The 23747-nt window shown below is 66.0% G+C and carries 27 protein-coding genes; 16 read left to right on the forward strand and 11 right to left on the reverse strand.

Translation table 11 applies throughout. The features are described 5' to 3' along the window. The first annotated feature begins 261 nt into the window (after positions 1–261). Complete coding sequence (locus QRN13_RS03275) at positions 262–1374, forward strand: NADH:flavin oxidoreductase/NADH oxidase (protein WP_284876838.1); 1113 nt, start codon at positions 262–264, stop codon at positions 1372–1374. Here QRN13_RS03275 and QRN13_RS03280 read toward each other — a convergent pair whose 3' ends face one another. The 3 genes from QRN13_RS03280 to rpsD form a co-directional block, all read right to left on the reverse strand. Continuing rightward, a complete protein-coding gene (locus QRN13_RS03280; RefSeq protein ID WP_284876839.1) occupies positions 1375–3726 on the reverse strand; it encodes a bifunctional diguanylate cyclase/phosphodiesterase in 2352 nt (783 codons plus the stop codon). It abuts the gene before it with no gap. 95 nt (positions 3727–3821) lie between these two features. Beyond that, on the reverse strand, positions 3822–4187 hold the full coding sequence (locus QRN13_RS03285; protein ID WP_284876840.1) for a hypothetical protein: 366 nt from the start codon (positions 4185–4187) through the stop codon (positions 3822–3824). A 188-nt stretch (positions 4188–4375) separates the two neighbouring features. Continuing rightward, entirely contained in the window at positions 4376–4993 is a 618-nt protein-coding gene (gene rpsD / locus QRN13_RS03290; RefSeq protein ID WP_055806141.1) for a 30S ribosomal protein S4, read from the reverse strand. 250 nt (positions 4994–5243) lie between these two features. Here rpsD and QRN13_RS03295 point away from each other — a divergent pair, with 250 nt between their 5' ends. Beyond that, positions 5244–5465 (forward strand): hypothetical protein, encoded by a 222-nt coding sequence (locus QRN13_RS03295; RefSeq protein ID WP_153925935.1) that lies wholly within the window; start codon positions 5244–5246, stop codon positions 5463–5465. Between the two features lie 11 nt (positions 5466–5476). On the opposite strand, the gene QRN13_RS03300 is transcribed toward QRN13_RS03295, so the two are convergent. The 4 genes from QRN13_RS03300 to fghA all read right to left on the reverse strand — a co-directional run bounded on the left by QRN13_RS03300 (position 5477) and on the right by fghA (position 8319). Continuing rightward, complete coding sequence (locus QRN13_RS03300) at positions 5477–6415, reverse strand: MBL fold metallo-hydrolase (RefSeq protein WP_284876841.1); 939 nt, start codon at positions 6413–6415, stop codon at positions 5477–5479. A 94-nt stretch (positions 6416–6509) separates the two neighbouring features. After that, complete coding sequence (locus QRN13_RS03305) at positions 6510–7121, reverse strand: superoxide dismutase (RefSeq protein WP_017504687.1); 612 nt, start codon at positions 7119–7121, stop codon at positions 6510–6512. 107 nt (positions 7122–7228) lie between these two features. Then, positions 7229–7453, reverse strand: a complete 225-nt coding sequence (locus QRN13_RS03310; protein WP_017504686.1) for a hypothetical protein — start codon at positions 7451–7453, stop codon at positions 7229–7231. Between the two features lie 26 nt (positions 7454–7479). Beyond that, positions 7480–8319, reverse strand: a complete 840-nt coding sequence (gene fghA, locus QRN13_RS03315) for an S-formylglutathione hydrolase (RefSeq protein WP_284876842.1) — start codon at positions 8317–8319, stop codon at positions 7480–7482. An 86-nt stretch (positions 8320–8405) separates the two neighbouring features. Here fghA and QRN13_RS03320 point away from each other — a divergent pair, with 86 nt between their 5' ends. Next, complete coding sequence (locus QRN13_RS03320) at positions 8406–9092, forward strand: glutathione S-transferase family protein (RefSeq protein ID WP_284876843.1); 687 nt, start codon at positions 8406–8408, stop codon at positions 9090–9092. A gap of 5 nt (positions 9093–9097) precedes the next feature. Here the strand turns inward: QRN13_RS03320 and QRN13_RS03325 are convergent, their stop codons facing one another. Both QRN13_RS03325 and QRN13_RS03330 read right to left on the reverse strand, forming a co-directional pair. Next, complete coding sequence (locus tag QRN13_RS03325) at positions 9098–9481, reverse strand: VOC family protein (protein ID WP_284876844.1); 384 nt, start codon at positions 9479–9481, stop codon at positions 9098–9100. Positions 9482–9542: 61 nt separating this feature from the next. Continuing rightward, positions 9543–10649: an S-(hydroxymethyl)glutathione dehydrogenase/class III alcohol dehydrogenase gene (locus tag QRN13_RS03330; RefSeq protein ID WP_284876845.1), complete on the reverse strand. Its 1107-nt coding sequence runs from the start codon at positions 10647–10649 to the stop codon at positions 9543–9545. Positions 10650–10712: 63 nt separating this feature from the next. Here QRN13_RS03330 and QRN13_RS03335 point away from each other — a divergent pair, with 63 nt between their 5' ends. Beyond that, positions 10713–11423, forward strand: coding sequence for an NAD-dependent deacylase (locus tag QRN13_RS03335; RefSeq protein ID WP_284876846.1), 711 nt, complete (start codon positions 10713–10715; stop codon positions 11421–11423). Between the two features lie 61 nt (positions 11424–11484). On the opposite strand, the gene QRN13_RS03340 is transcribed toward QRN13_RS03335, so the two are convergent. Further along, positions 11485–12036, reverse strand: a complete 552-nt coding sequence (locus QRN13_RS03340; protein ID WP_039244254.1) for an OmpA family protein — start codon at positions 12034–12036, stop codon at positions 11485–11487. Between the two features lie 375 nt (positions 12037–12411). Here QRN13_RS03340 and QRN13_RS03345 point away from each other — a divergent pair, with 375 nt between their 5' ends. The 12 genes from QRN13_RS03345 (at position 12412) to QRN13_RS03400 (ending at position 22977) form a co-directional block, all read left to right on the forward strand. Further along, entirely contained in the window at positions 12412–13248 is an 837-nt protein-coding gene (locus tag QRN13_RS03345; protein ID WP_284876847.1) for a hypothetical protein, read from the forward strand. Positions 13249–13565: 317 nt separating this feature from the next. After that, complete coding sequence (locus tag QRN13_RS03350) at positions 13566–14978, forward strand: protein adenylyltransferase SelO (RefSeq protein WP_284876848.1); 1413 nt, start codon at positions 13566–13568, stop codon at positions 14976–14978. 123 nt (positions 14979–15101) lie between these two features. Continuing rightward, positions 15102–15629, forward strand: coding sequence for a DUF2975 domain-containing protein (locus QRN13_RS03355; RefSeq protein WP_055754022.1), 528 nt, complete (start codon positions 15102–15104; stop codon positions 15627–15629). Positions 15630–15641: 12 nt separating this feature from the next. Continuing rightward, entirely contained in the window at positions 15642–15860 is a 219-nt protein-coding gene (locus QRN13_RS03360) for a helix-turn-helix domain-containing protein (protein WP_039244779.1), read from the forward strand. A gap of 210 nt (positions 15861–16070) precedes the next feature. Continuing rightward, positions 16071–16487 (forward strand): DoxX family protein, encoded by a 417-nt coding sequence (locus tag QRN13_RS03365; RefSeq protein ID WP_165118137.1) that lies wholly within the window; start codon positions 16071–16073, stop codon positions 16485–16487. 189 nt (positions 16488–16676) lie between these two features. Then, positions 16677–17159 carry a MerR family transcriptional regulator gene (locus QRN13_RS03370; RefSeq protein WP_039244783.1) on the forward strand — a complete coding sequence of 161 codons (483 nt, stop codon included), beginning with the start codon at positions 16677–16679 and terminating at the stop codon, positions 17157–17159. A gap of 3 nt (positions 17160–17162) precedes the next feature. Beyond that, positions 17163–18947, forward strand: coding sequence for an acyl-CoA dehydrogenase C-terminal domain-containing protein (locus QRN13_RS03375; protein WP_174085315.1), 1785 nt, complete (start codon positions 17163–17165; stop codon positions 18945–18947). A 96-nt stretch (positions 18948–19043) separates the two neighbouring features. Further along, on the forward strand, positions 19044–20207 hold the full coding sequence (locus QRN13_RS03380; protein ID WP_284876849.1) for an acyl-CoA dehydrogenase family protein: 1164 nt from the start codon (positions 19044–19046) through the stop codon (positions 20205–20207). Between the two features lie 52 nt (positions 20208–20259). Beyond that, entirely contained in the window at positions 20260–20508 is a 249-nt protein-coding gene (locus QRN13_RS03385; protein ID WP_284876850.1) for a type II toxin-antitoxin system Phd/YefM family antitoxin, read from the forward strand. Beyond that, positions 20505–20765 carry a Txe/YoeB family addiction module toxin gene (locus QRN13_RS03390; protein ID WP_039244790.1) on the forward strand — a complete coding sequence of 87 codons (261 nt, stop codon included), beginning with the start codon at positions 20505–20507 and terminating at the stop codon, positions 20763–20765. Before QRN13_RS03385 ends, QRN13_RS03390 begins: the two co-directional genes overlap by 4 nt. Next, positions 20762–21481, forward strand: a complete 720-nt coding sequence (locus QRN13_RS03395; protein WP_284876851.1) for a 16S rRNA (uracil(1498)-N(3))-methyltransferase — start codon at positions 20762–20764, stop codon at positions 21479–21481. Before QRN13_RS03390 ends, QRN13_RS03395 begins: the two co-directional genes overlap by 4 nt. A gap of 134 nt (positions 21482–21615) precedes the next feature. After that, positions 21616–22977, forward strand: a complete 1362-nt coding sequence (locus QRN13_RS03400) for a glutamate--cysteine ligase (protein WP_284876852.1) — start codon at positions 21616–21618, stop codon at positions 22975–22977. Here QRN13_RS03400 and QRN13_RS03405 read toward each other — a convergent pair. Continuing rightward, a complete protein-coding gene (locus tag QRN13_RS03405) occupies positions 22974–23711 on the reverse strand; it encodes a hypothetical protein (RefSeq protein ID WP_284876853.1) in 738 nt (245 codons plus the stop codon). The genes QRN13_RS03400 and QRN13_RS03405 overlap by 4 nt on opposite strands. Positions 23712–23747 lie beyond the last annotated feature (36 nt).

The raw sequence follows: 23747 nt of genomic DNA on the forward strand, positions 1-23747 counted from the left end.
GTGATGACGCGCGTGGTCGGCTTTTCAGTCGAGACGATGATACAGCCCGACAGCAGCGGGGCGGCGATGGCGATGGCGAGAGCGAGACGAAGCATTGGTGTGTTCCCCAGTTGAAGCTTGACCCTTTTGTGCCGCGCGGGCCCGGCGCGCACACGTGAATAATCGGAAAGCTGGGTGAACAATCGGAAAGGATCGGGGTTGAACGTGACCGCAACCGCCATAGCTACAGTCCCCCCTCTCCTGCCCCACGGATCGTCCTTCATGAGCCAGCTGTTCTCGCCCCGCGCCGTCGGCCCCCTGACGCTGAAGAACCGCGTCGCCATCGCGCCGATGTGCCAGTATTCGGCCATCGACGGCGTGCCCCAGCCTTGGCACGTGCAGCATCTGGGACGACTGGCGATCTCCGGCGCGGGACTGGTCATTGTCGAGGCCACGGGAGTCGAGGCGGCGGGACGGATCACGCCGGACGACACCGGCCTGTGGAACGACGTCCAGGAAGAGGCCTTCGCCCGGATCATCCGCGACATCCGCACCTACAGCGACACCCCGATCGGCATCCAGCTGGCTCACGCCGGACGCAAGGCCTCGACCAGCGCGCCGTGGAAGGGCGGCGGCGCCCTGAAGGCCGAAGACGGCGCGTGGGAAACCTTCAGCGCCTCGGCCGAACCGTTCAAAGATGACTGGCACACACCAACCGCCATGACCCCGGCCGACATGGATCGCGTCGTCGCCGCCTTCGAGGACGCGGCGCGGCGGGCGGACCGCGCCGGGTTCGATCTGGTCGAACTGCACGCCGCCCACGGCTATCTGCTGACCCAGTTCCTGTCGCCGGTGTCCAACCACCGCACCGACGAGTTCGGCGGATCGTACGAGAACCGGGCGCGCTTCCCGCTGCGGGTCGCGCAGGCCCTGCGCGACGCCTGGCCCCGGACCAAGGCGCTGGGCGTGCGCTTCAACGGCTCGGACTGGGTCGAGGGCGGCATCGCCCTGGACGAGGTGACGGCCCTTGGTCAGGCGCTGCACGACATGGGCTATGACTATCTGCACCTGACGTCGGGCGGCAACGTCGCGCAGGCGAAGATTCCGGGCGGCGAGCCGGGCTATCAACTGCGGTTCGCCCAGGCCGTGAAGGCGGCGACGCCGCAGGCCAATGTCATGGCCGTCGGCATGATCTTCGATCCGCAGCAGGCCGAGGACATCGTGGCGTCCGGTCAGGCGGACTTCATCGCCATCGCCCGCGCGGCGCTGGACGACCCGCACTGGGCGCACCACGCGGCCGTCGCCCTGGGTGAGGATGAAGGCCTGCCGGTCCAGTATCGCGGCGCCGCCAAGGGCGTTTGGCCCGCCTATGATCGCGCCAACACTCCCGCCTGATCAGGCGGCCTTTTCCATCGAAGGATCGACGGCCCACAAGACCCGTGCGGCCGCCTGGACTTCCGCCTCGGCCGTCTTCTGCGGGCGGCCGAGCAGATAGCCCTGGACCTCGTCGCAGCCCTGGTCGCGCAGGAAGGCCAGCTGCTCCAGCGTCTCGACGCCCTCGGCCAGGACGGGGATATGCAGGCTCTCGCCCAGGGCCAGGACGGCGCGAATGATGGCGGCCGATTGAGGTCCGCCGTCCAGTTCGGACATGAAGGAGCGATCCAGCTTGATCTTGTCGAACGGGAAGGCGCGCAGGGTCGACAGCGATGAATAGCCGGTGCCGAAGTCGTCCATGGCGATGGAGACGCCCAGCAGCTTCAACTGACGCAGGACGTGGGTCGTGCGCTCCATGTCGGTGATCATGGCCGTCTCGGTGATCTCCAGCTCCAGCCGCGACGGCGCCAGGCCGGTCTCGACCAAGACCTGATGCACCAGGCGCGGCAGGTCGACGTGGCCCAGCTGGACCGGCGACAGGTTGACGGCGATCTTGTGCGGTTCGGTCCAGCTGGCGGCCTCGGCGCAGGCGGTGCGCAGCACCCATTCGCCGATCGGCAGGATCAGGCCGTTCTCTTCGGCCAGAGGAATGAAGTCGGCTGGCGAGATGAAGGTCCCATCCGGCTGGATCCAGCGCAGCAGCACCTCATAGCCCGTGATGTCGCCGGTATCGACGGCGGCCTGAAGCTGCCAGTTCAGGCTGAACTGGCCCTGATCCAGGGCCTCGCGCATCTGTTGGGCCATGCGACGTCGATTGCGCACCGCCTCGTCCATCTCCTCCTCGTAGAAGCAGACGTCGGTCCCTAGCGAGGCCTTGGCACGGTACATGGCGAGGTCTGCGTCATTGATCAGGGCGGACGGGTCGTGGGCGTCGTCAGGCCAGATCGCGATGCCGGTGCTGAGACCGCAGGCGACCTCGGCATGGTCCAGCACGACCGGGGCGGTGACGGCGTCGCGCAGGCGCGCGACCAGATCCAAGGCGTCGTCCTTGTGCTGGATCGACACGACGGCGACGAACTCGTCCCCGCCCAGGCGGGCGATGAACTCGTCGTGGCGCAGGCAGGCGCGCATCCGTTCGGCGATCTGGATCAGTAGTTGGTCGCCGGCGGCATGGCCGTGAACGTCGTTCACCTCCTTGAACCGGTCCAGGTCCATGGCCAAGAGGGCGACCTTGCTCGGAACGGTCAGATCGGCGGTCTGGCGCGTCAGCCATTCCAGGAAGGACGAACGGTTGGGCAGGCCGGTCAGGCCGTCGTTGCGCGCCAGATGGGCGATGCGACGCTCCTGCGCCTGACGCATGCGCAGATCGCGCACGGCGTAGATCATGACGTGATCCATACCGCAGTCGCGGCGCACGGCGATCTCGACGGGGATGTCCGCCCCGCCTTCGGCGACCAGTTTGGACTGGCTCAGGCCGTTGACCGCCAGATCGGCGACGCCGGCGATCCAGCGCGACAGCGGTTCGCCGATCAGGGCGTGGTGAGGGACACCCGCCAGATCGGCGAAGGCGGCGTTGGCGGCCAGGATCACGCCGTCCTGTTCGACCACCATGCCATCGACGCTGCCCTCGATCAGGTGATCCAGGCGCGCCTTGGCCTGCAGACGGGACTGGACGTCCAAGGCGTGGCTGGCGACGCCGGTGCCCAGCATCATCAATCCGACGGCGGAGACGGCGAAGGCCAGGACCAGATTGGTCGATCCGACGGCGCCCATATCGACCAACGCACCGACCGGTACGATCGTCATGGCGGCCATGCCGGTAAAGTGCAGGGCCACGATGCCCAGGACCATCAGCACGACCGGGACGACCTTGCCGGACTGTCGGGCGCGATTGAACGCCAGGGCGCCCAGGACGACCGCCCCCGCCACGGAGGCGGCGACATAGGCGGCCGACCAGTGGATGACGGCGTCGGTCGCAAAGGCCGCCATTCCGGTATAGTGCATGGCCACCACGGTCAGGCCGAACAGCACGCCGCCGATCTCGGCCGAGGCCGGCATCCGGCGCGAGGCCACCCAGAGCGCCAGCGCGCTGCCGGCGATGGCGACGCCCAGGGACAGGCCGGTCAGCACGGGGCCATAGGTGATGGTGACGCCGGGCTCATAGGCGATCATCGCCACGAAGTGGGTGCACCAGATCGTCGCCCCGGTCGCCACCGCGCCCATGAAGGCCCAGGCCAGACGCGTGCCCTTTTCGGCGGCGCGCAGGCGGCGATACAGGCGGAAGGTGATGATCGAACCGATCAGGCACAGGCCGGCGGCCAACGCGACGAGCCAGAGATTATGGTCGTCGGTCAGGCAGGTGAAGAAGCGCATGAAGCTACAGACCTTGGGGGGACGGTCTGTCGTCGTAACGGACGTTGCTTAATCAGACGCGCTCGAACAGGCTTAACGAAACGCTACGGCCGTTTTCAGGAGCGGGGCATCTGATAGGGGTTGTTGACGCTGACGGGCGAGCCGGGCGTCAGGCCCAGCTCCTCGAACGACCACTTCAGCTCTACGCCCTGGACCAGGTCCTGCTTGCACTTGTCCTCGTCGATGCGGCGCAGGGTGATGACGGCGCTGCCGCCCTGCAGGCTGACGATCGGGATCAGGTCTTCCTTGGCCGTGCAGCCGTTCGAACTGACCCAGAAGACGGCCTGGTCCTTGGTAAAGGCGGCGGCGTGGATCGGCTCCAGCGCGCCGGGCATGCCCGCGGTGGAGACGGTGGGCTCGCCGCGGCTGGCGCAGGCGGCCAGGCCCGCCGATACGGCGGCGATCAAAGCCAAGCGTTTCATGATGGAGTCGCGCAACTGACGACCTCCCCTGCCTCAAAGCCTGAACCGGCCGAGAATGCGCCTGTTCGCCCTTGGAGGGAACAGGATAAAAACGAAAGGCCCCGGACGAATCCGAGGCCCTCCAAACTCAAATCCAGAAGCGGCTCAAGTAGGCCGAAGGCCGATAGCCGCTCTGAAGAAAACTCCGCTTACGAAGCGTAGTATTCGACGACCAGGTTCGGTTCCATCTTCACGGCGTACGGCACGTCCGACAGTTCCGGCACGCGGACGTAGCGAACCGAGAACGAGCGGTCCGACAGTTCCAGGTAATCCGGCACGTCGCGTTCTGACGACTGCTGGGCTTCGAGCACCAGAGCCATGTTGCGGGACTTTTCCTTCACGGTGACGACGTCTTCCGGCTTCACGCGGTAGGAGGCGATGTCGACCTTCTTGCCGTTGACCAGGACGTGGCCGTGGCTGACGAACTGGCGAGCGGCCCAGACGGTCGGGACGAACTTGGCGCGGTAGACGACGGCGTCCAAGCGCGATTCCAGCAGACCGATCAGGTTTTCCGAGGTGTTGCCCTTGCGACGGGCGGCCTCGTCATAGGTCTTGGCGAACTGCTTTTCGGTGATGTTGCCGTAGTAGCCCTTCAGCTTCTGCTTGGCCTTCAGTTGCAGACCGAAGTCCGAAACCTTGGACTTGCGACGCTGGCCGTGCTGGCCGGGACCGTAAGAACGCTTGTTGACCGGCGACTTGGCGCGGCCCCACAGGTTCTCACCCATGGCCCGGTCGATCTTGTACTTGGCGCTGTGGCGCTTGGACATTCTATTCTCTTTTCGACGATACGGCCCGGCATCCCCTGGATTGGGAATGCGATCTCAACGGCGGTCCACGCATCTTCCGTCATTCATCCCAGCTCCGCCGAAGCGGACCCGTGGAAGGCGGCGCTTATGGCCAGCGAGGACGGCGGAGTCAAGCACGGCGGGCCGTTAAGCACGATGGAATGGAACGATCCCGTCGCCCCACCCTTCCCTTGACGCAACCGAACCACGCATGAGGACAAGGAGGAGTGGAATGCAGACCGAACCCAACAGCTTTCAGACCGGCCTGTCCGACAAGGCCATGCAAACGCTGAAGACGCAGCTGGTCGATCTGGTCGAGCCTTTGAGCGATCATCAACTGCTCGATCTCGCAGACGGTATCCATGAGATGCTGCGCCAGCGCCGTATGGTTCGCCAGCACCATGCCGAGCGTATGAACGAGCGCACCCGGCACGGCGTGGATCTTCGCATCTAGTCCTTCGCGGCCTAATCCTTTGCAGACTGGGCTTCGGAGATGAACATCGCCCGACCTTCGCGGGTCGCCACCTTGCCCAGGCCCGGGAAGGGGAAGTGATAGGCGTAGATGTGGGCGCCGGAGTTGCGCAGCGCCGTCACCTCGTCCAGCCGCGCCTTCAGACCTGCCGCCTGATCGTCGTCATAGCCGACCTTCCAGTCCGGATGTTCGACCGACAGGATCCAGTGATGCATCAGGTCGCCGGTGTAGAGTAGCTGGTTCTGGCCATCGGCGATCAGATAGGCGACGTGGCCCGGCGTATGGCCGGCCGTGTCCTGGGACTGGACGCCCGGCGCGACCTCGCCGCCCGGCTCGAAGGCCTGGACCTTGGGCGTGATGATCCGCACCAGATCGGCCAGTTCGGGATTGGCGCGGACGGACGCCCATTCCGCCTGCGACATCCGGATCGCTGCATTGGGGAAGGCCAGGCCGCCGTTGCGGATCAGGCCGCCGACATGGTCCGGGTGGCCGTGCGAGATCAGCACGTCGGTGATCGAGGCCGGATCGACGCCCGCCTTTTGCAAGCTGTCCATCAACTGGCCCTTGCCCTCGCCCAGGCCCGTGTCGAACAGCATCGTGCGGGCGCCGTTCCTGACCAGAAGCGGATGGATTTCCAGCATGATCGGATCGGCCGGCTGTCCGGCGGCGGTGAGCGGCGCGGCGACCGCCTGCGGCGTCAGGCCGACGCCGAAGGTCTGGTTGTCGTTCTTGACCGGGTTCTCGCCGTCGAACAGGGCGATGGCGTCCAGCGCGCCGATCTTGAAGCGATAGACCGGCTTCTCGGCCGGGGCCGCGACGGTCTGGGTGGGGTTGGGCGGCGCGGGATCGCCGGGCTTCTGCGCGTTCGCGTTGGGGTTACAGGCCGCCAGCATCAGAGCCGCGAAAGCAGCCCCCGTCATCATCATCCGCATCGCTTCGATCTCCGTTTGCGATGACGCAATCGAAAACGCCCGCCGGAGGTTCCGGCGGGCGTCGTCATCTCTCGGTCTCTAAGCTGGACCGGCCTTATTTGGCGGCGGCGTAGAGTTCGTTGACCTTGTTCCAGTTCACCACCGTCCAGAACGACTTCAGATAGTCGGCGCGGCGGTTCTGGTATTTCAGATAGTAGGCGTGCTCCCAGACGTCGGCGCCCAGGATGACCTCGCCGCGCTCGTCCACGACGTCCATCAGCGGATTGTCCTGGTTCGGGGTCGAGGTGATCTTCAGCTTGCCGTTCTGCACGATCAGCCAGGCCCAGCCCGAACCAAACTGCGCGGCGCCGGCGGCGTTGAAGTCTTCCTTGAACTTGTCCATGCCGCCCAGATCGGCGTCGATGGCGGCCTTCAGCTCGGCCGAGGGCTCACCCGCCTGATCGGCCGGGGCGAGCAGTTCCCAGAACAGGCTGTGGTTCCAGTGACCGCCGCCGTTGTTGCGCACGGCCTTGGGCGCAGTGGAGATGCTGGTGAAGATTTCCTCCAGCGACTTGCCCTTCAGGTTTTCGTCGGCGTCGACGGCCTTATTGAGGTTGTCGACATAGGTCTGGTGGTGCTTGTCGTGGTGGAAGGTCATCGTCTCCTTGTCGATGGCCGGCTCCAGCGCGTCATAGGCGTAGGGCAGCGGGGGCAGGGTGAAGGCCATGGGAGGTTCCTCTCGCGACAAGTTTCCGATGCGCCTCATCTAGGCGCCCGTTCATGAAACCCAAGCGACAGCGCCTGGATTTGTTCCGACTTATCGACCCGTAACGGTCAAGCTGGCAAGTTCGCCTTCAGGCAATCGCGAACGGCCCGCTTCACATCGCCCGGCGCATTGGGTTCATCCACGCCCTCTGCCGCGAAGACGGCGCGCACGGCGGCGTCCAGCCCCTTTGGCAGCGCCTCGATCACCCGCTTCTGCCCCTTGGCGTGCAGGCAATAGCCCACCTCGCGGCACAGGGCGGAAAACATGGGTTCGTAGGGATCAGGAGCGCTCATGCCGGCCGCTTAGCACCGATGACGGCTCAGGTCTTCAAACGTTCGGCGTGAAAGGCGACGTGGTCGGCGATGAAGCTGGCCATGAAGAAGTAGGAGTGGTCGTAGCCCGGCTGCATCCGCAGGGTGATCTTCTGGCCGGCGGCGTCGGCGGCGGCTTGGAGCAGCTCGGGCTTCAGCTGCTCGGCCAGGAAGCTGTCGGCGTCGCCTTGGTCGATCAGGATGTCGTCATAGACGCCGCGCGCCGCGCCGGCGGTGATCAGTTTGGCGGCGTCGTAGCGGTCCCACGTCGCACGGTCGTCGCCCAGATAGGCGGTGAAGGCCTTTTCGCCCCAGGCGCATCGTGTGGGCGAGCAGATCGGCGCGAAGGCGGAGACCGAACGAAACAGGTCGGGGTGGTTCAGCGCCAGCGTCAGGGCGCCGTGGCCGCCCATCGAATGGCCGCTGATCGAGCGGACGCCCGTGGTCGCAAACTCGGCGTCGATCAGGGCGATCAGTTCCTCGGTGACATAGGTCTCCATGCGGAAATGCGGCGCCCAGGGCGCCTGCGTCGCATCCAGATAGAAGCCCGCGCCCTGGCCCAGGTCATAGGCGGGATCGTCGGCGACGCCCTCTCCGCGCGGGCTGGTGTCGGGCGCCACGATGATGACGCCGTGTTCGGCGGCGGCCTGGTAGGCCCCCGCCTTGGTGGTGAAATTATCCTCGGTGCAGGTCAGGCCCGACAGCCAGATCAGCACCGGGAAAGGCCCCTCGCCCGCCGGCGTGAAGACCGACAGCGTCATCGGCGTGCCGGTCGCTGTGCTGTCGTGCTTCAGATAGCGCAGGGTTCCGCCGTGGACGGCGTGGGTCTTGATGGTCTGCAAGGTCATGACATCTGGCTAGTGCAACCTGCCGATGTCCGCAATGCGCGAAGCTCGTGATAGGGTCGGCGCGCGACCGACCATGAGGACAGCCGATGATCACCGTCACCGCCTTCAAATGGGTTCCGCCCTTCGCCGCCGGACAAGTTCGGGATCACCGCGTGCGATGGATCCTGAACGAGGCGGGCTGGGCCTACGAAATTCGGTTGCTGGATGCAGTCGACCAGAAGTCGGCGGAACACCGCGCGCTTCAACCCTTTGGTCAGGTGCCGACGCTGGAAGAAGACGGCCGCCCGCCGATGTTCGAAAGCGGTGCCATCGTCTGGGACATCGCTGAACGGGCGGGAGTGTTAATCCCACCCGATCCGGCGAAGCGAGCGCAGGTTCTGACCTGGTATTTCGCCGCCTTGAACAGTGTCGAAGGCGCGCTGAACAATGTCGCCGAGGCTGAGTTCTTCCTGCCTGACGAAGCGGCCAAGGCGGTGCGGCGGGCGCAGGTTCTGCCTTTCGCCGAAAAGCGATTGTCCGCGCTTCAACTCGCGCTGGGCGACCGGCGGTGGCTGGTCGGCGAAACGTTCACGGTCGCCGACCTGATGATGAGTTCGGTGCTGAAAATCGCCGCGTCTCTGGACCTGCTCAAAGCCTATCCGGCGCTACAGGCCTATTTCGACCGCTGCCTGAACCGCCCGGCCTATCGAAAGGCCGTCGCGGACCAGTGTGCGACCATCGCCGCCCATGGTCCGCGCGACATGCGATACCGCGAGGCCCAAGCCGCCGGCTGACGCCTTCAGCCCGGCCTGTGCATGGCGCAGATCTTGTTGCCGGACGGATCGCGCAGATAGGCCAGGATCATGGGGCCGAAGGGCCCCTTGCGTTCGCCGGGCGGGTCCTCGATGGCGCGACCGCCGGCGGCGACGCCCGCGTCATGGAAGGCCTGGACCATCTCGGACGTCTTGGCGTGAAAGCCGATGGTGCCGCCGTTGGCGTGGCAGGCCGGCTCGCCGTCGATCGGCGCGCCGATCGCAAAGGCGCCCATGCGGGTGCGCCACCAGTAGCGGCCCTTGGGGTCCGGCCCCTGGCCCGGCTCGACGCCCAGGGCGCCGAGCGCGGCGTCATAGAATTGGCGCGACGCCTCGATGTCGTCGGCGCCGACGGTGACGTGGGTGAACATGGTCAGACCTCCCTCTTTCAGTCCGTTTTCTTAAACAACGAACCCGGCGGCGCGCAAGGCGTCAGAACACCACGACCGAGCGGATGCTCTTGCCCTCGTGCATCAGGTCGAAGGCCTTGTTGATGTCGTCCAGGGCGAAGGTGTGGGTGATCATCGGGTCGATCTCGATCCTGCCGTCCATGTACCAGTCGACGATCTTGGGCGTGTCGGTGCGGCCGCGCGCTCCGCCGAAGGCCGAACCGCGCCAGACGCGGCCGGTCACCAGCTGGAACGGGCGGGTGGCGATCTCCTTGCCGGATTCGGCGACGCCGATGACGACGCTCTCGCCCCAGCCGCGGTGGCAGGCCTCCAGCGCCTGGCGCATGACGACGGTGTTGCCGGTGCAGTCGAAGGTGTAGTCCGCGCCGCCGTCGGTCAGCTGGACCAGATGGGCCACGACGTCAGAAACCTCCTTCGGATTGACGAAATGGGTCATGCCGAAGCGACGGCCCCATTCTTCCTTGTCGCCGTTGATGTCCACGCCCACGATCATGTCGGCCCCGACCATCTTCAGCCCCTGGATGACGTTCAGGCCGATGCCGCCCAGGCCGAAGACGACGCAGTTGGCGCCCGGCTCGACCTTGGCCGTATTGACCACGGCGCCGACGCCGGTGGTCACGCCGCAACCGACGTAGCAGGCCTTGTCGAAGGGCGCGTCCTTGCGGATCTTGGCCACCGCGATCTCGGGCAAGACGGTGTAGTTCGAGAAGGTCGAGCAGCCCATATAGTGGGCGATCGCCTGACCCTTATAGCTGAAGCGGCTGGTGCCGTCGGGCATGACGCCCTTGCCCTGGGTGCCGCGAATGGCGGTGCACAGGTTGGTCTTGCGCGACAGGCACGACTTACACTGGCGGCATTCCGGCGTGTACAGCGGGATGACGTGATCGCCGACCGCGACCGAGGTCACGCCCGGCCCCACCTCGACCACCACGCCCGCGCCCTCGTGCCCCAGGATCGAGGGGAAGACGCCCTCGGAGTCCAGCCCGTCCAGCGTATAGGCGTCGGTATGGCAGATGCCGGTGGCCTTGATCTCGATCAGCACCTCGCCGGCGCGCGGCCCCTCCAGATCGACCTCGACGATCTCCAACGGACGTTTGGCCTCGAAAGCGACGGCGGCGCGGGTTTTCATGGCGGGGGCTCCTGAACGATTCCCTCCTCTTCTAGGGCAGGCGCAAGATGGTATGAAGCCGTCATGTCACACACAAACCTCGTCGTCCTGACCGGAGCCGGCATATCGGCCGAGAGCGGCGTGCCGACGTTTCGGGCGTCGGACGGGCTGTGGTGCGGGCATCGGGTCGAGGACGTGGCGACGCCCGAGGGCTATGCGGCCGATCCGGCGCTGGTGCAGGACTTCTACAATCAGCGGCGGCGGCAGTTGGCCGAGGTTCAGCCCAATGCGGCGCACCGGGCGCTGGCGGCGTTGGCGGCGCGGTGGCGGGGCGACTTCCTGCTGGTGACGCAGAACGTCGATGATTTGCACGACCGAGCGCATGAAGAGACGCCGCCGGCCGCCGGGTTCGAGCTGATCCATATGCACGGCGAACTGCTGAAAGGCCGCTGCACCCGGTCGGGCGTAGTGATGGGCTGGGCCGGGGACATGGCGGCGGATGAGGCCTCGCCGCATCATCCCGAAGGCGTCATGCGGCCGCACATCGTCTGGTTCGGGGAGATGCCGCTTCAGATGGAGCGGATCGAGCGGGCGCTGGAGGCCTGCGACCTGTTCGTGTCCATCGGCACGTCGGGCGCGGTCTATCCGGCGGCGGGGTTCGTGCAGGCGGCGCAGTATGCCGGGGCGCGGACGGTCGAGATCAACCTGGAGCCGACGTCGGGGGCGCGCCTGTTCGACGAAGGCGTTTACGGGCCGGCGACGCAGGCCGTGCCGGCCTTCTTCAGCACGCTGTAGAAACGAAAACGGCGGCCGCTGGGAAGGCGGCCGCCGTTCCGGCGTTCGAGGTCGCGGCGGCTTAGGCCAGGACGACGATGGTTACGCGGCGGTTCTGCGAACGGCCCTCGGGCGTGTCGTTCGAGGCCACCGGCTGTTCCTGGCCATAGGAGATGGTGGCCATGCGGTTCAGGGCGACGCCCTGGCGGTTCAGGAAGCGACGCACGGCCTCGGCGCGTTGCTCGCCCAGCTGGTCGTTATGCTCGGGCGTGCCGGTCGAGTCGGTGTAGCCCTGGATTTCCAGATAGACGTTCTTGTTCTCGCCCTGCAGACGCTGGGCGAACTGGGCCAGGCGCTGCTCGGCCTCGGGCGACAGGGCCGCCGCGTCGGTGGGGAATTTCACGGAATCGTCCGACAGCACGACCTGATAGAGGAACTTGCCCTCGGCCAGTTTGTGCGCGTCGTTGGCGCGTTGCAGGGCCTGGCCTGCGGTGCCTTCGACGGTGGTCACGCGGTTGTCGACGACTTCGACCTGATCACGCACGAAACGATGGCTGGCGCAGCCGCTGGCCGCAAAGCCGAGGGCGATGAGGGCGCCGCCGACGACCGCCGTCCTGAGTTTCGATCTGCTCAAGTTCTGTCTCCTTCTTGCCGGGAGCGCCACACCCAGTTCATGCGCAAGATGAAAATGGCGTATGAGACAAGGCGGAGTAATGACGCGCTTTGGGCGGCATCATGTCAGCTTGACCATAAGCACATCGAATATTCGCGTTATTCTTGCATGAGCACGGAACCATCGACTCAGTGCAGACGTTGCGCCGCCGACGGCCGATGCCGGAGGGCGGACACGCTCATCTATCGCCGCTCTGCGCCGTCGCGTGGTTGTATTCACGACGACGCCACTTTCCTGACGCGACCGAATGTTTTCAACGGGGCATGGCGGTTTTTACAGGCGTTTTGTCCCGATGACCATGCGGCGGCGTGTTCAACTCCCATCACGGATAGGCGATTGAGCGCGGCGCGCACACGGCGCTGGGCGCTGGCGGCGACGCCGATCCTGGCCGCGCATCTGGGGCTGGCGCTGCTGATGCACGGCCAGGCGGAGCCGATCGTCGAGACGCCGCAGACGCCGCCGATGATGGTCGAACTGGTCGAGCCGCCCCCGCCGCCTCCGCCGCCGCCCGCGCGCGTGATCGCACCCGATCTCTCGCCAAAGCCCGACGCGCCGGCCGCCGCCGCCCAGGCGGCTGCGCCGCCCAAGCCCGCGCCCCAGCGGCGACCGCCAGCCGTGGCGGCGGCGCGACCGCGACTGGTGGTGAGCAAACGCCCGCCCGACGTCGAACCCCTGCCTGCCGCGCCCGCCCCGCCGGGTCCGCCCCTGCCCCTGCTGGGCGCGGCCCAGATCGCCGGCGCCATGACGGTCGGCGCAGGTTCGGGCGGCGGCGGCGGAACGGGCGTCGGCGGATCGGGCGGTTCGGGAGGGACCGGCGCGGGTTCAGGCTCGGGCGGCGGGGCGTGCGACATGGTGCGCTGGGTCCAGAACGCGGTGCGCGACGACCAAGCCGTGCGCCGCGCCGTCATCGCTGCGTCCCAAGACATGGACGCGAACGGCCGCGCCATCCTGGTCTGGAACGGCGACTGGCTGCAAAGCCGCAACCAGGCGGGCAAGGGTCTGGCGGGCGTGCGCCAGGCCATCGCCCTGGAAGTCGCCTTCGCCCCGGCTGAGTGCAAGAGCCAGCGCATGACGGGCCTGGCCGTGCTGAAGCTGGAAGACCGCCCCGGCGGCGCGCAACTGGCCCTGGGCAAGGGCAGCTGGCGCTGGGCGGACCTGCTGGGCGCGGGCTGACGCGCCGACGCCCATTCAGACGGTCGTCGGCAAAAACACCGTCTAATTCGTCTAATTCGTCTGATTTCTCCCTCCCCGACTATGCGACGCGTTTCGTGCGGACGAACCGAGACAGGATCGCACGGATCGGAAGCGTGGGCAGGAAGATGATGCTGGCGGGCGATAGGGGATTGAAAAAACGAGACTGACCTCACGCGAATAGGATGGCTGGCCCATCCCTTCGTCATCCTGCGCCGAGCAGGTCGAAACTGGAGGATGACGAAAGAAAGAAGGGCGCGCGGTTGCGCTCCCCTCCTCGGACACGCACCTAGCCTGCCATGCCCGTCTCTTCCGACTATCGCCCCGAACCGCGCTTCTTTGACTTGGGCGCGGACTATGCCGATGCGGTTCAGGCCGCAGATTTTCCTCAGACGATCCTGCGGTTTCGCAACGACCGCACGGCGGCCATGGTCGGGCTGGCGGGGCTGAGCGAGGCGGAATGGATCGCGGCGTTCGGGCGGTTCGAGCCCCTGCCGGGCCAACCCGGTCCGATCGCCATGCGCTATCACGGGCATCAGTTCCGGCACTACAATCCCGACCTGGGCGACGGGCGCGGGTTCCTGGCGGCGCAAATGCGTGATGTGTCGGGCCGACTACTCGACTTGGGGACGAAGGGCACCGGCCAGACGCCCTGGTCGCGTGGGGGCGATGGGCGGCTGACGCTGAAGGGCGGGGTGCGCGAGGTTCTGGCGGCGACGATGCTGGAGGCGCAAGGCGTCCCGACCAGCCGCGCCTTTTCGCTGATCGAGACCGGCGAGGCGCTGGAGCGCGGAGACGAGCCGTCGCCGACGCGGTCCGCCGTTCTGGTGCGGCTGTCGCACAGCCATGTGCGGTTCGGGACCTTCCAGCGCGCGGCCTATCTGGGGCGCAAGGACCAGATCGAGGCGCTGATCGAACATGTGCGCAGCCTGTATCATCCGGACGTCGCCGCCGGCGATGCGCCCGGCCTGCTGCAGGCGGTCGTCGAGGCCTCGGCGAAACTGACGGCGCGGTGGATCGCGGCGGGCTTCGTGCACGGGGTTCTGAACACCGACAATCTGAACGTCACCGGCGAGAGCTTCGACTACGGCCCCTGGCGGTTCCTGCCCGAATACGACCCGGCCTTCATCGCCGCCTATTTCGACCAGACGGGCCTGTACGCCTTCGCGCGTCAGCCCGAGGCCGTGTTCTGGAACCTGACGCAGCTTGCCGGGTGCCTGAAACTGGTCGCCGAGGTCGAGCCGTTGACCGATGCGCTGAACGGCTTCGGTCCCGCCTATATCCGCGAACTGCGCGCCGCCTTCCTGATGCGGCTGGGCGTCCACAGCCTGGGCGAGGCGGCGGATCAGCGGCTGGTCGATACGACGCTGGCCCTGTTGCGTGAGGGCGGCGCGGCCCTGCGTTGGGAGCCGCTGTTCTTCGACTGGTTCGGCGGCTTCGCCTCCTCGGCCCGCGCCCTGTCGGGACCGCGCGCGAAACGGTATCAGGGCGAGGCCTTCGACGCATTCCGCTTTGCGTTGATGGACCACGAACCGGACCGGATCGAACGGCTGGAGCATCCGATGTTCGCCGCGCGCGAACCGGAAGAGATGCTGATCGACGAGGTCGAGGCGATCTGGGCCGCCGTCGAGGACGCCGACGACTGGGCGCCGTTCCACGCCAAGCTGGATCGGTTGGAGGCGGCGCTTCTGGCTTGGGGCTTCACGGCCTGACGCCGAACCTTACGAAAGCTTCATCTCGTTTATCGATAATGTTCTTGCCCGTTTATCGATAAATCCATATCGATAGTCACCAAGGCGGTCGCGGAGGGCGACCCGAATGGAAGGGCTTTCGAGATGAAGATGATCGGCAAATATTCCGTCGCCAGCGCCCTGCGCTGGCTGCTGGGCTTCGTCAATGTGTTCGTGATGATCGGCGCTGTCGCGACGATCCTGGTCTTCCTGTTCACCCTGATCGTACCCAGCTTCGGCGCAGGCCTGATCGACGGGCTGAAGGGCGCGAGCGCGGATCCGAGCAACACCCTGCAATGGACCGGACGCTTGACCTTCCTCGGCGCGGCGATGGCCTGCGGCTTCACCTGGTGGATCATCAACCGGCTGCGACGCATCCTGCTGTCGGTCAATCAGGGCGACGCCTTCGAGTTCGCCAACGTCAAACGGCTGCAAGGCGTGGGTCTCGGCCTGATCGGCATTCAGCTGACGGCGCTGCTGCTGGTCTTCGTCGCCCCGCAGAGCATAGGCCAGTCACCATCCGACTATGACTTCGACCTGGGGTCCTGGCTGGGCATTCTGGTGGTCTTCATCCTGGCCGAGGTGTTCCGGCAAGGGTCGGCCATGCGCGACGAACAGCTGACCACGGTCTGAGGAGCGCGCGCCATGATCATGATCCAACTGGACCGGCTGCTGCTCGAACGCCGGATGTCCCTGACCGAACTGTCCGACCGCGTCGGCGTCACCTTGGCCAATCTGTCGATCCTGAAGACTGGCAAGGCCCGCGCCGTGCGCTTCTCCACCCTGGACGCCCTGTGCCGCGAACTGGACTGCCAGCCCGGCGACCTGATCGTCCAGACGCCGGGGCCGCAGCCCGAAGACTGAAATTGCGCGTCGCGAATCCTTGTGGGGCATTGGGAATCGGCCCAATGCCCCCGGCCCGTAACAGAAAGTCATCAACTGATGTCATCAGTTGATGTCATCGCATGATGACAACCGTCTGAAGCGCCGCTATATAGGCTTCAGCGAACGGCTCCCCTGGGAACGCCCCAAGACCGGATCGCAGCCGTTCATGACCTTCAGGCGTCCTCCCCGATGACCACCTCGACCTTCACCACCGCGCCGTCGCGCAACCGCGCCGCCTACGCCAACATCGCCCTTTGGACGCTGCAGGGCTGGATCGCGATGTTCTTCATCGCCGCCGGCTACGCCAAGCTGACCGAGCCGATGACCAACCTGATCAATCTGATGGGCTGGCCCGCCGTCGCGCCCGAGAACATGGTGCGCGGCCTGGGCGTGGTCGAGATCGTTCTGGCCATGGGCGTGCTGAGCCCGCTGATCTCGTGGCGAGTGGGTCGCCCCCTGCTGCTGACGGCGGCGGTCGGCCTGATCGTCATGGAAGCGACCATGATGACGATCCACGCGTTGAGCCAGGACCTGGGACTGGCGGCGGTCAACGCCGTCCTGCTGGCCATCACCGTCCCGGTGCTGCTGGGCCGCCGCAGAACCTGATTGCTGCAGGCCTGGTTGAAAGAGATCGAACGCCGGACCCCTCTCCCCCCTGCAGTCCGGCGTTTGCGCCCGGAGCCTCCCCCCCGGCTCCGGGCTTTTTCATGCCTGATCGCCGGTAAGGGAGAAAAGCTTACCCTTACGTGCGCGTAAGCCTCTTCCCTTTACGCGCACGTCAAGTTATGAAGGCGTATGGCCACCGCCGACGACCACCGCACCTATTCCATTCGCCAGCTGTGCCGCGAGTTCGGCGCCACGGCGCGCGCGCTTCGATTCTATGAAGACAAGGGCCTGCTGACGCCCGCACGCAAGGGCCAGACCCGCGTCTATGACGCGCGCGACCGCGCCCGGCTGAAACTGATCCTGAGGGGCCGCCGCATCGGCTTCACCCTTCAGGAGATCCAGGACATGATGGATCTCTATGATCAGAAGGATCACAACGTCCACCAGATGGCCGTGGCCCTGGTGCGGCACCGCGCCCAGATCGCGGCGCTGAAACAGCAGCTGGAAGATATCGAAGGCGCCATCGAGACGGCCGAACAGGCCTGCGCTTGGATGGAGTCCAAACTATCCGAACACCGCCCCGACCTGCTGCCGGGCGCCGAAGATTATGAGAAGCTGCTGCGCGCGCGTCTCAACCACGACCACCACCACCCCTTCAAAGCAAGAGCGTAATCCATGGCCTACAAGGCGCCTGTCCGCGACTTCACCTTCATCCTGAATGAAGTGCTGGAGATCGACCGCTACACCAACCAGCCGGGCTTCCAGGACGTCTCTTCGGATCTGGTCAGCCAGATCCTGGAAGAAGGCGCCAAGTTCGCCGACGAGGTCATCGCCCCGATCAACAATCCGGGCGACAAGGAAGGCTGCCACTGGGCCGAAGGCGGCGTGGTGACGGGACCCAAGGGCTGGAAGGAAGCCTATAAGGCCATGTCCGAAGCCGGCTGGATGGCGCTGGCCGCCGACCCGGCCTACGGCGGTCAGGGCATGCCCAGCGTGGTGGCCTCGGCCTTCGGTCAGATGACGGCCGGCGCCTCGGCCGCCTTTTCGATGTATCCGGGACTGACGGCGGGCGCCTATGCCGGCATCCACGCCAATGCCTCCGAAGAGCTGAAGCAGAAATATCTGCCCAAGATGGCGACCGGCGAATGGTCGGGCACGATGAACCTGACCGAGCCGCAGTGCGGAACGGACCTGGGCATGGTGCGCACCAAGGCCGTGCCGAACGGCGACGGCTCCTATTCGATCACCGGCCAGAAGATCTGGATCTCGGCGGGCGAGCACGACTTCGCCGACAACATCATCCACACGGTGCTGGCCCGCGTCGAAGGCGCGGTTCCGGGCATCAAGGGCCTGTCGCTGTTCGTCGTGCCCAAGTTCCTGGTCAATGAGGACGGTTCGCTGGGCGAGCGCAACAGCCTGGAATGCGCCGGCCTCGAGCACAAGATGGGTATCCACGGCAACGCCACCGCCGTCATGCAGTACGACGGCGCCAAGGGCTGGCTGATCGGCGAAGAAGGCCGCGGCATGAACAATATGTTCGTCGTGATGAACGAGGCGCGCCTCGGCACCGGCCTGCAGGGCCTGGCCATCGGCACCGCCGCCTATCAGGCCGCCGTCGAATTCGCCAAGGACCGCCTGCAAGGCCGTTCGCTGACCGGACCGAAGAACCCGGACGGCCCGGCCGACAGCATCATGGTCCACCCCGACGTGCGCCGCATGCTGCTGGAGTCCAAGGCCTTCGTCGAGGGCGGCCAGGCCTTCATCCTGTGGACCGCGCTTCACGCAGACCTGGAGAAGTCCGAAGACGCCGCCGTCGCCCAGAAGGCCAAGGATTACATGGGCCTGCTGACGCCGGTGCTGAAAGCCTATCTGACCGACAAGGGCTTCCACGTCGCCTCGCTGGGCATGCAGGTGCACGGCGGTTCGGGCTACACCGAACACTTCACCGCCTCGCAGTATCTGCGCGACGCCCGCATCACCATGATCTACGAGGGCACCAACGGCATCCAGGCGCTGGATCTGGTCGGCCGCAAATTGCCCGCCAACGGCGGCCGCGCGATCATGACCTGGTTCGGCGAGATCGACGCCTTTGTCGCCGAAAACAGCGGCAATGAGGCCATCAAGCCCTTCGTCGACGGCCTGGCCGACGCCAAGGCCAAGCTGCAGGACGGCACCATGTGGCTGATGCAAAACGGCATGGCCAATCCGGACAACGCCGGCGCCGCATCGACCGACTATCTGAACGTCTTCGGCCTGACGGCTCTGGCCTATATGTGGGCGCAGATGGCCAAGGTGGCTCAAGCCCAGGTCGAGGCCGGTTCGACCGACCCCTACTACGCCACCAAGCTTCAGACCGGCCGCTACTTCGTCGAGCGCATCCTACCCGACGCCGAAGCCCATCTGAAGAAGATGAAGACCGGCGCCGACGTGCTGATGGCCATGCCGGCCGAGGCGTTCTGATCTCAGACTGACAACGAAACGGGTCGGCGATCTCGCCGGCCCGTTTTTCTTACCGGCCAGATGGGCAAAAGCCCGCGAACCTCAGGGACGAAACCGATGAACGTACTGGGCAGCCCCGATCCCGATTTCATGCGTGAAGAAGAGATCACCCTCTTCTCCGACAGCGTCGGCAAATGGATCGACGAGCACGCGCCGCTTGAGAAGGTGCAGCAATGGATCGCCGACTCCTCGGTGCCGCGTCAGCTGTGGAACGACGCGGGCGAGGCGGGCCTGTTGGGTCTGTCGCTGCCGGAAGAGGACGGCGGCTTTGGCGGCGACTATCGGCACGAGGTCGTCTTGATGCGTCAGCTGGGCTGGAAGGGCGCGGACCACTTCGGCATTTCGCTGCACAATGCGATCGTCATGCCCTACATCTGGCATTACGGCACCGAGGAGCAGAAGCAGCGCTGGCTGCCGCGCCTGCAATCGGGCGAACTGGTCGGCGCCATCGCCATGACCGAACCGGGCGCGGGCTCGGACCTGCAAGGCGTCAAGACCACGGCGGTCAAGTCGGGCAACGGCTATGTCGTCAACGGCTCCAAGACCTTCATCACCAACGGCCAGCTGGCCAACTTCCTGATCGTGGTCGCAAAGACCGATCCGACCGAGGGCGCCAAGGGCACCTCCCTGATCGTAGTCGAGACCGATGGCGCGGAAGGGTTCGAACGTGGTCGCAACCTGCACAAGATCGGCATGGAGGCCAACGACACCTCCGAACTGTTCTTCAACGATGTGAAGGTCCCCGGCGACAACATCATCGGCGGGACCGAGGGCCAGGGCTTCGTCCAACTGATGCAGCAGCTGCCCCAGGAGCGGCTGAACATCGCCGTCCAGGGCGTCGCCGCCGCCGAGCGCGGCCTTGAGGCGACGCTGGCCTACGTCAAGGAGCGCAAGGCGTTCGGCAAACGCGTCATCGACTTCCAGAATACCCAGTTCAAACTGGCCGAGGTCAAGACCAAGCTGACCGTCGCCAAGGTCTTCACCGACCACTGCATCGGCCTGCATCTGCAGGGCAAACTCGACGCCGCCACCGCCTCCATGGCCAAATACTGGGTCACGGACATTCAGGGCGAGACCATCGACGAGATGCTGCAACTGCACGGCGGCTATGGCTATATGAACGAATATCCGATCGCCCAGCTGTACAAGGACGCCCGCGTCCAGCGCATCTACGGCGGCACGAACGAGATCATGAAGCTGCTGATCGCGCGGACGCTCTGACAGCCCGCTTGCCCAAATGTACAGAATTCTGTACATTTGGGCCATGAATGCGATGTCCGTCACCGAACTGCGCAAGAACCTCGCCGCGGCCATCGACCGGGTGACGGCGGATCATGACTACACCATCATCACGCGCGAGGGCGGTAAGCCGGCGGCGGTGCTGATGTCGTTGGAGGACTTCGCCTCCTGGCAGGAGACGGAGTATCTGCTGCGCAGCCCGGCGAACGCCGCGCGGCTGTGTGAAGCGATCGCCGAACTCGATGCGGGCGGCGGTCAGGTTCGCGAACTGATCGAAGAATGAAGCTGACCTTCCAGACCTACGGGTGGGAGGATTACCTTCACTGGCAAGACCATGATCGAAAGATGCTGCGAAAGCTCAATCGGCTGATCATGGAATGCCAGCGGACGCCTTTTTCTGGGACTGGAAAGCCTGAACCGTTGAAGGGCGATTTTGCGGGATGGTGGTCGCGGCGCATCGACCAGGAACATCGGCTCGTCTATCGCGTGACCGACGATGCGCTTTTGATCGCCCAATGCCGCTATCACTACGACCGATGATCCGCCTCCACGTAACCCAGCCCCTTTCCGTAGCCGCTCCCGTCGCGCCCACGCTGGACCAGTCGCGCTATCTGACCCAGGTCATGCGGTTGAAGGCCGGGGATGATCTGCTGGTGTTCAACGGGCGCGACGGGGAGTGGCGCTGCACGGTCGCGGAAGTGCTGAAGAAGGGCGTGATCCTGCGCGCCGAGGAACAGGTGCGACCCCAGACCTTCGGTCCTGACCTGGACCTGATCGTGGCGGTGGTGAAGAAGGCGCGGGTCGAGACCATCGTGGAAAAGGCCGCCGAGCTGGGCGCGCGCCGGGTGCGGCTGGTCCTGACGAAACGCACCAACGCCGACCGCATCCGCCTGGACCGGCTGGACGCCATCGCCGAGGAAGCCGCCGAACAGACCGGGCGGATGGACGTGCCCGCCGTCGATGATCCGATCAAGCTGGATGCCCTGCTGGACGGCTGGGAGACCGGACGCCGGCTGATGTTCTGCGACGAGACCGGCGGGGCGCCCGCCGTCTCGTCCCTGCGCGACGCAGGCGAAGGCCCCTGGTCCATCCTGATCGGGCCGGAGGGCGGGTTCTCGCCGGAAGAGGGCGAGCGGCTGCGGTCCCTGCCCTTCACCACCGCCGTGTCGCTGGGCCCGCGTATCCTGCGCGCCGACACCGCCGCCATCGCCGCCATGACCCTGTGGCAGGCGGCCGTCGGTGATTGGGAACGATAAGTCAGCCCCTCAGGCACTAGCCGACGCGCGACGAGCGTCAGGGAAAGACGAAAGCCCTCTTGAGCCTTGCCGCAATCTTGCCCATCTAGCCGCGACACACGGTCGCTTACGATGCGCCCGCAGGGGACTGACGCATGACCGACACCGCGCCGCTGACCCGGACCGACCTCATTGAGGCCATGTCCAAGGGGATCAAGCCCAAGGACCAGTGGCGCATCGGCGCTGAGCACGAGAAGTTCGGCTTCGACAAGACCACCCTGGCGCGCCCCGCCTATGACGGCCCGAACGGCATCAAGGCCATGCTGGAGGGGCTGCAACGCTTTGGCTGGTCGCCCGTCGAGGAAAACGGCTTTCTGATCGGACTGGAGCGCCGGAACAGCGAAGGCTTCGTCGCCTCCGTCAGCCTGGAGCCGGGCGGTCAGTTCGAACTGTCGGGCGCGCCGCTTCTGACCATCCACGACATCTGCAACGAGACCGGCCAGCACCTGATGGAGGTCAAGCAGGTCGCCGACCAGATCGGCGTCGGCTTCCTGGGCGCCGGCTTCGACCCGCTGTGGACCCGCGAACAGGTGCCGGTCATGCCCAAGGGCCGCTACGACATCATGCGCGCCTATATGCCCAAGGTCGGGACCTTGGGTCTGGACATGATGCTGCGCACCTGCACCATCCAGGCGAACCTGGACTTCGATTCCGAAGCCGACATGGTGATGAAGTTCCGCACCTCCTTGGCGCTGCAACCCATCGCCACCGCCCTGTTCGCCTGCTCGCCGTTCACCGAGGGACGGCCTAACGGGTTCCTGTCGGCCCGCGCCAACGTCTGGACCGACACCGACGCCGACCGCACCGGCATGCTGGGCTTCGTGTTCGAGGAGGGGTTCGGCTTCGAGCGCTACGCCGACTATGCGTTGGACACGCCGATGTATTTCGCCAAGCGCGACGGCCATTATGTCGACGCCTCGGGCCAGTCGTTCCGCGATTTCCAGGCCGGCAAACTGCCCGCCCTGCCCGGCCAATATCCGACTCTGAAGGACTGGAACGACCACCTGACCACCCTCTTCCCCGAGGTGCGGCTGAAGGCCTATCTGGAAATGCGCGGCGCCGACGGCGGGCCGTGGAGCCGGATTTGCGCCCTGCCCGCCCTGTGGGCCGGGGTTCTGTATGACGCGCCGTCGCTGGCCGCCGCCTGGGACCTGGTCAAGGACTGGGACATCGCCGACCACGAACGCCTGCGCCGCGACGTGACGCGCCTGGGTCTGAAGGCCGAGGTGGCGGGCCGATCGGTGCGCGACATCGCCGTCGATCTGGTGAACATCGCCAAACAGGGGCTTAAGAACCGCGCCAAATTCTCGGGCGGCATGGTGGACGAGCGCGGCTATCTGTCCGAACTGGAAGACATCGCCGACAGCGGGATCACCCCCGCCGAGCGCCTGCTGGACCTGTATCACGGCGCCTGGCAGGGCGACGTGAAGCGCATCTACGCCGACTTCGCCTACTAAGGGACGGTGTAGTCCGAGCAGTCGGGCAGCGGGCTGTCCGGTTTGTATTCGCCGGCCTTGGCGTCGAAGGTGAACCGACGAATGAAGCTGCATTTCGGATCGCGCGCGGCGATCAGGTCGGCAGGCTTCAGCGGCGGCTTCTCCAGCGAGTCCTCGGATCGCGAGGCGCCGCGCGGATAGGCCGTGGCGGTCGTCTCATAGGTCAGGACCGGCATCGCATCCGCCGCGTCGCTCGCGGTCAGGGTCGCAGCGAAACTGTATTCGTCGCGGCATGCGCCGGCGCGCTGGGTCATGTCCTCCTCGCTGAAACAGGCGCGGATCATCAGCGAACCCTGGATCGGCACGGTCAGCACCGGGGCGGCGCCAACCTCGCCGTCCGCATCCAGCCGATAGAGCCGCAACTCCGTCGCCTGCCCGCCGCCGCCGGAATACATGCTGCGGCTCTCCATCTCGACCCCGGCCAGAAACCCGCCGTCCGCCAGCCTGATCAGGCCATTCCATGGCTTGTAATTTTCCACCTCGCCCGACGCCTCTTGCGGCGCGGCCGGCAGGGCGTCGGGCGCACGGATGACCGGAGTGAAGACCGGCTCGCCGTCACGCGTCTGCTGTGTCAGACCAACGCACAGGGCCCCGTCGGCCGTGCAGGCCCGATCCTCGGCCCGCGTCAGGGGTTCGATTCCGTCCCCTGATAGCGGGAATTGGAGCATGGCGATCGCGGCGAGGAGCAAGATCATACGCCGATCCTAGCCGAGACGCCGCACGACGCCATC

The sequence above is a fragment of the Brevundimonas sp. MEB006b genome (genome assembly GCF_030209705.1).
GTDB lineage: Bacteria > Pseudomonadota > Alphaproteobacteria > Caulobacterales > Caulobacteraceae > Brevundimonas.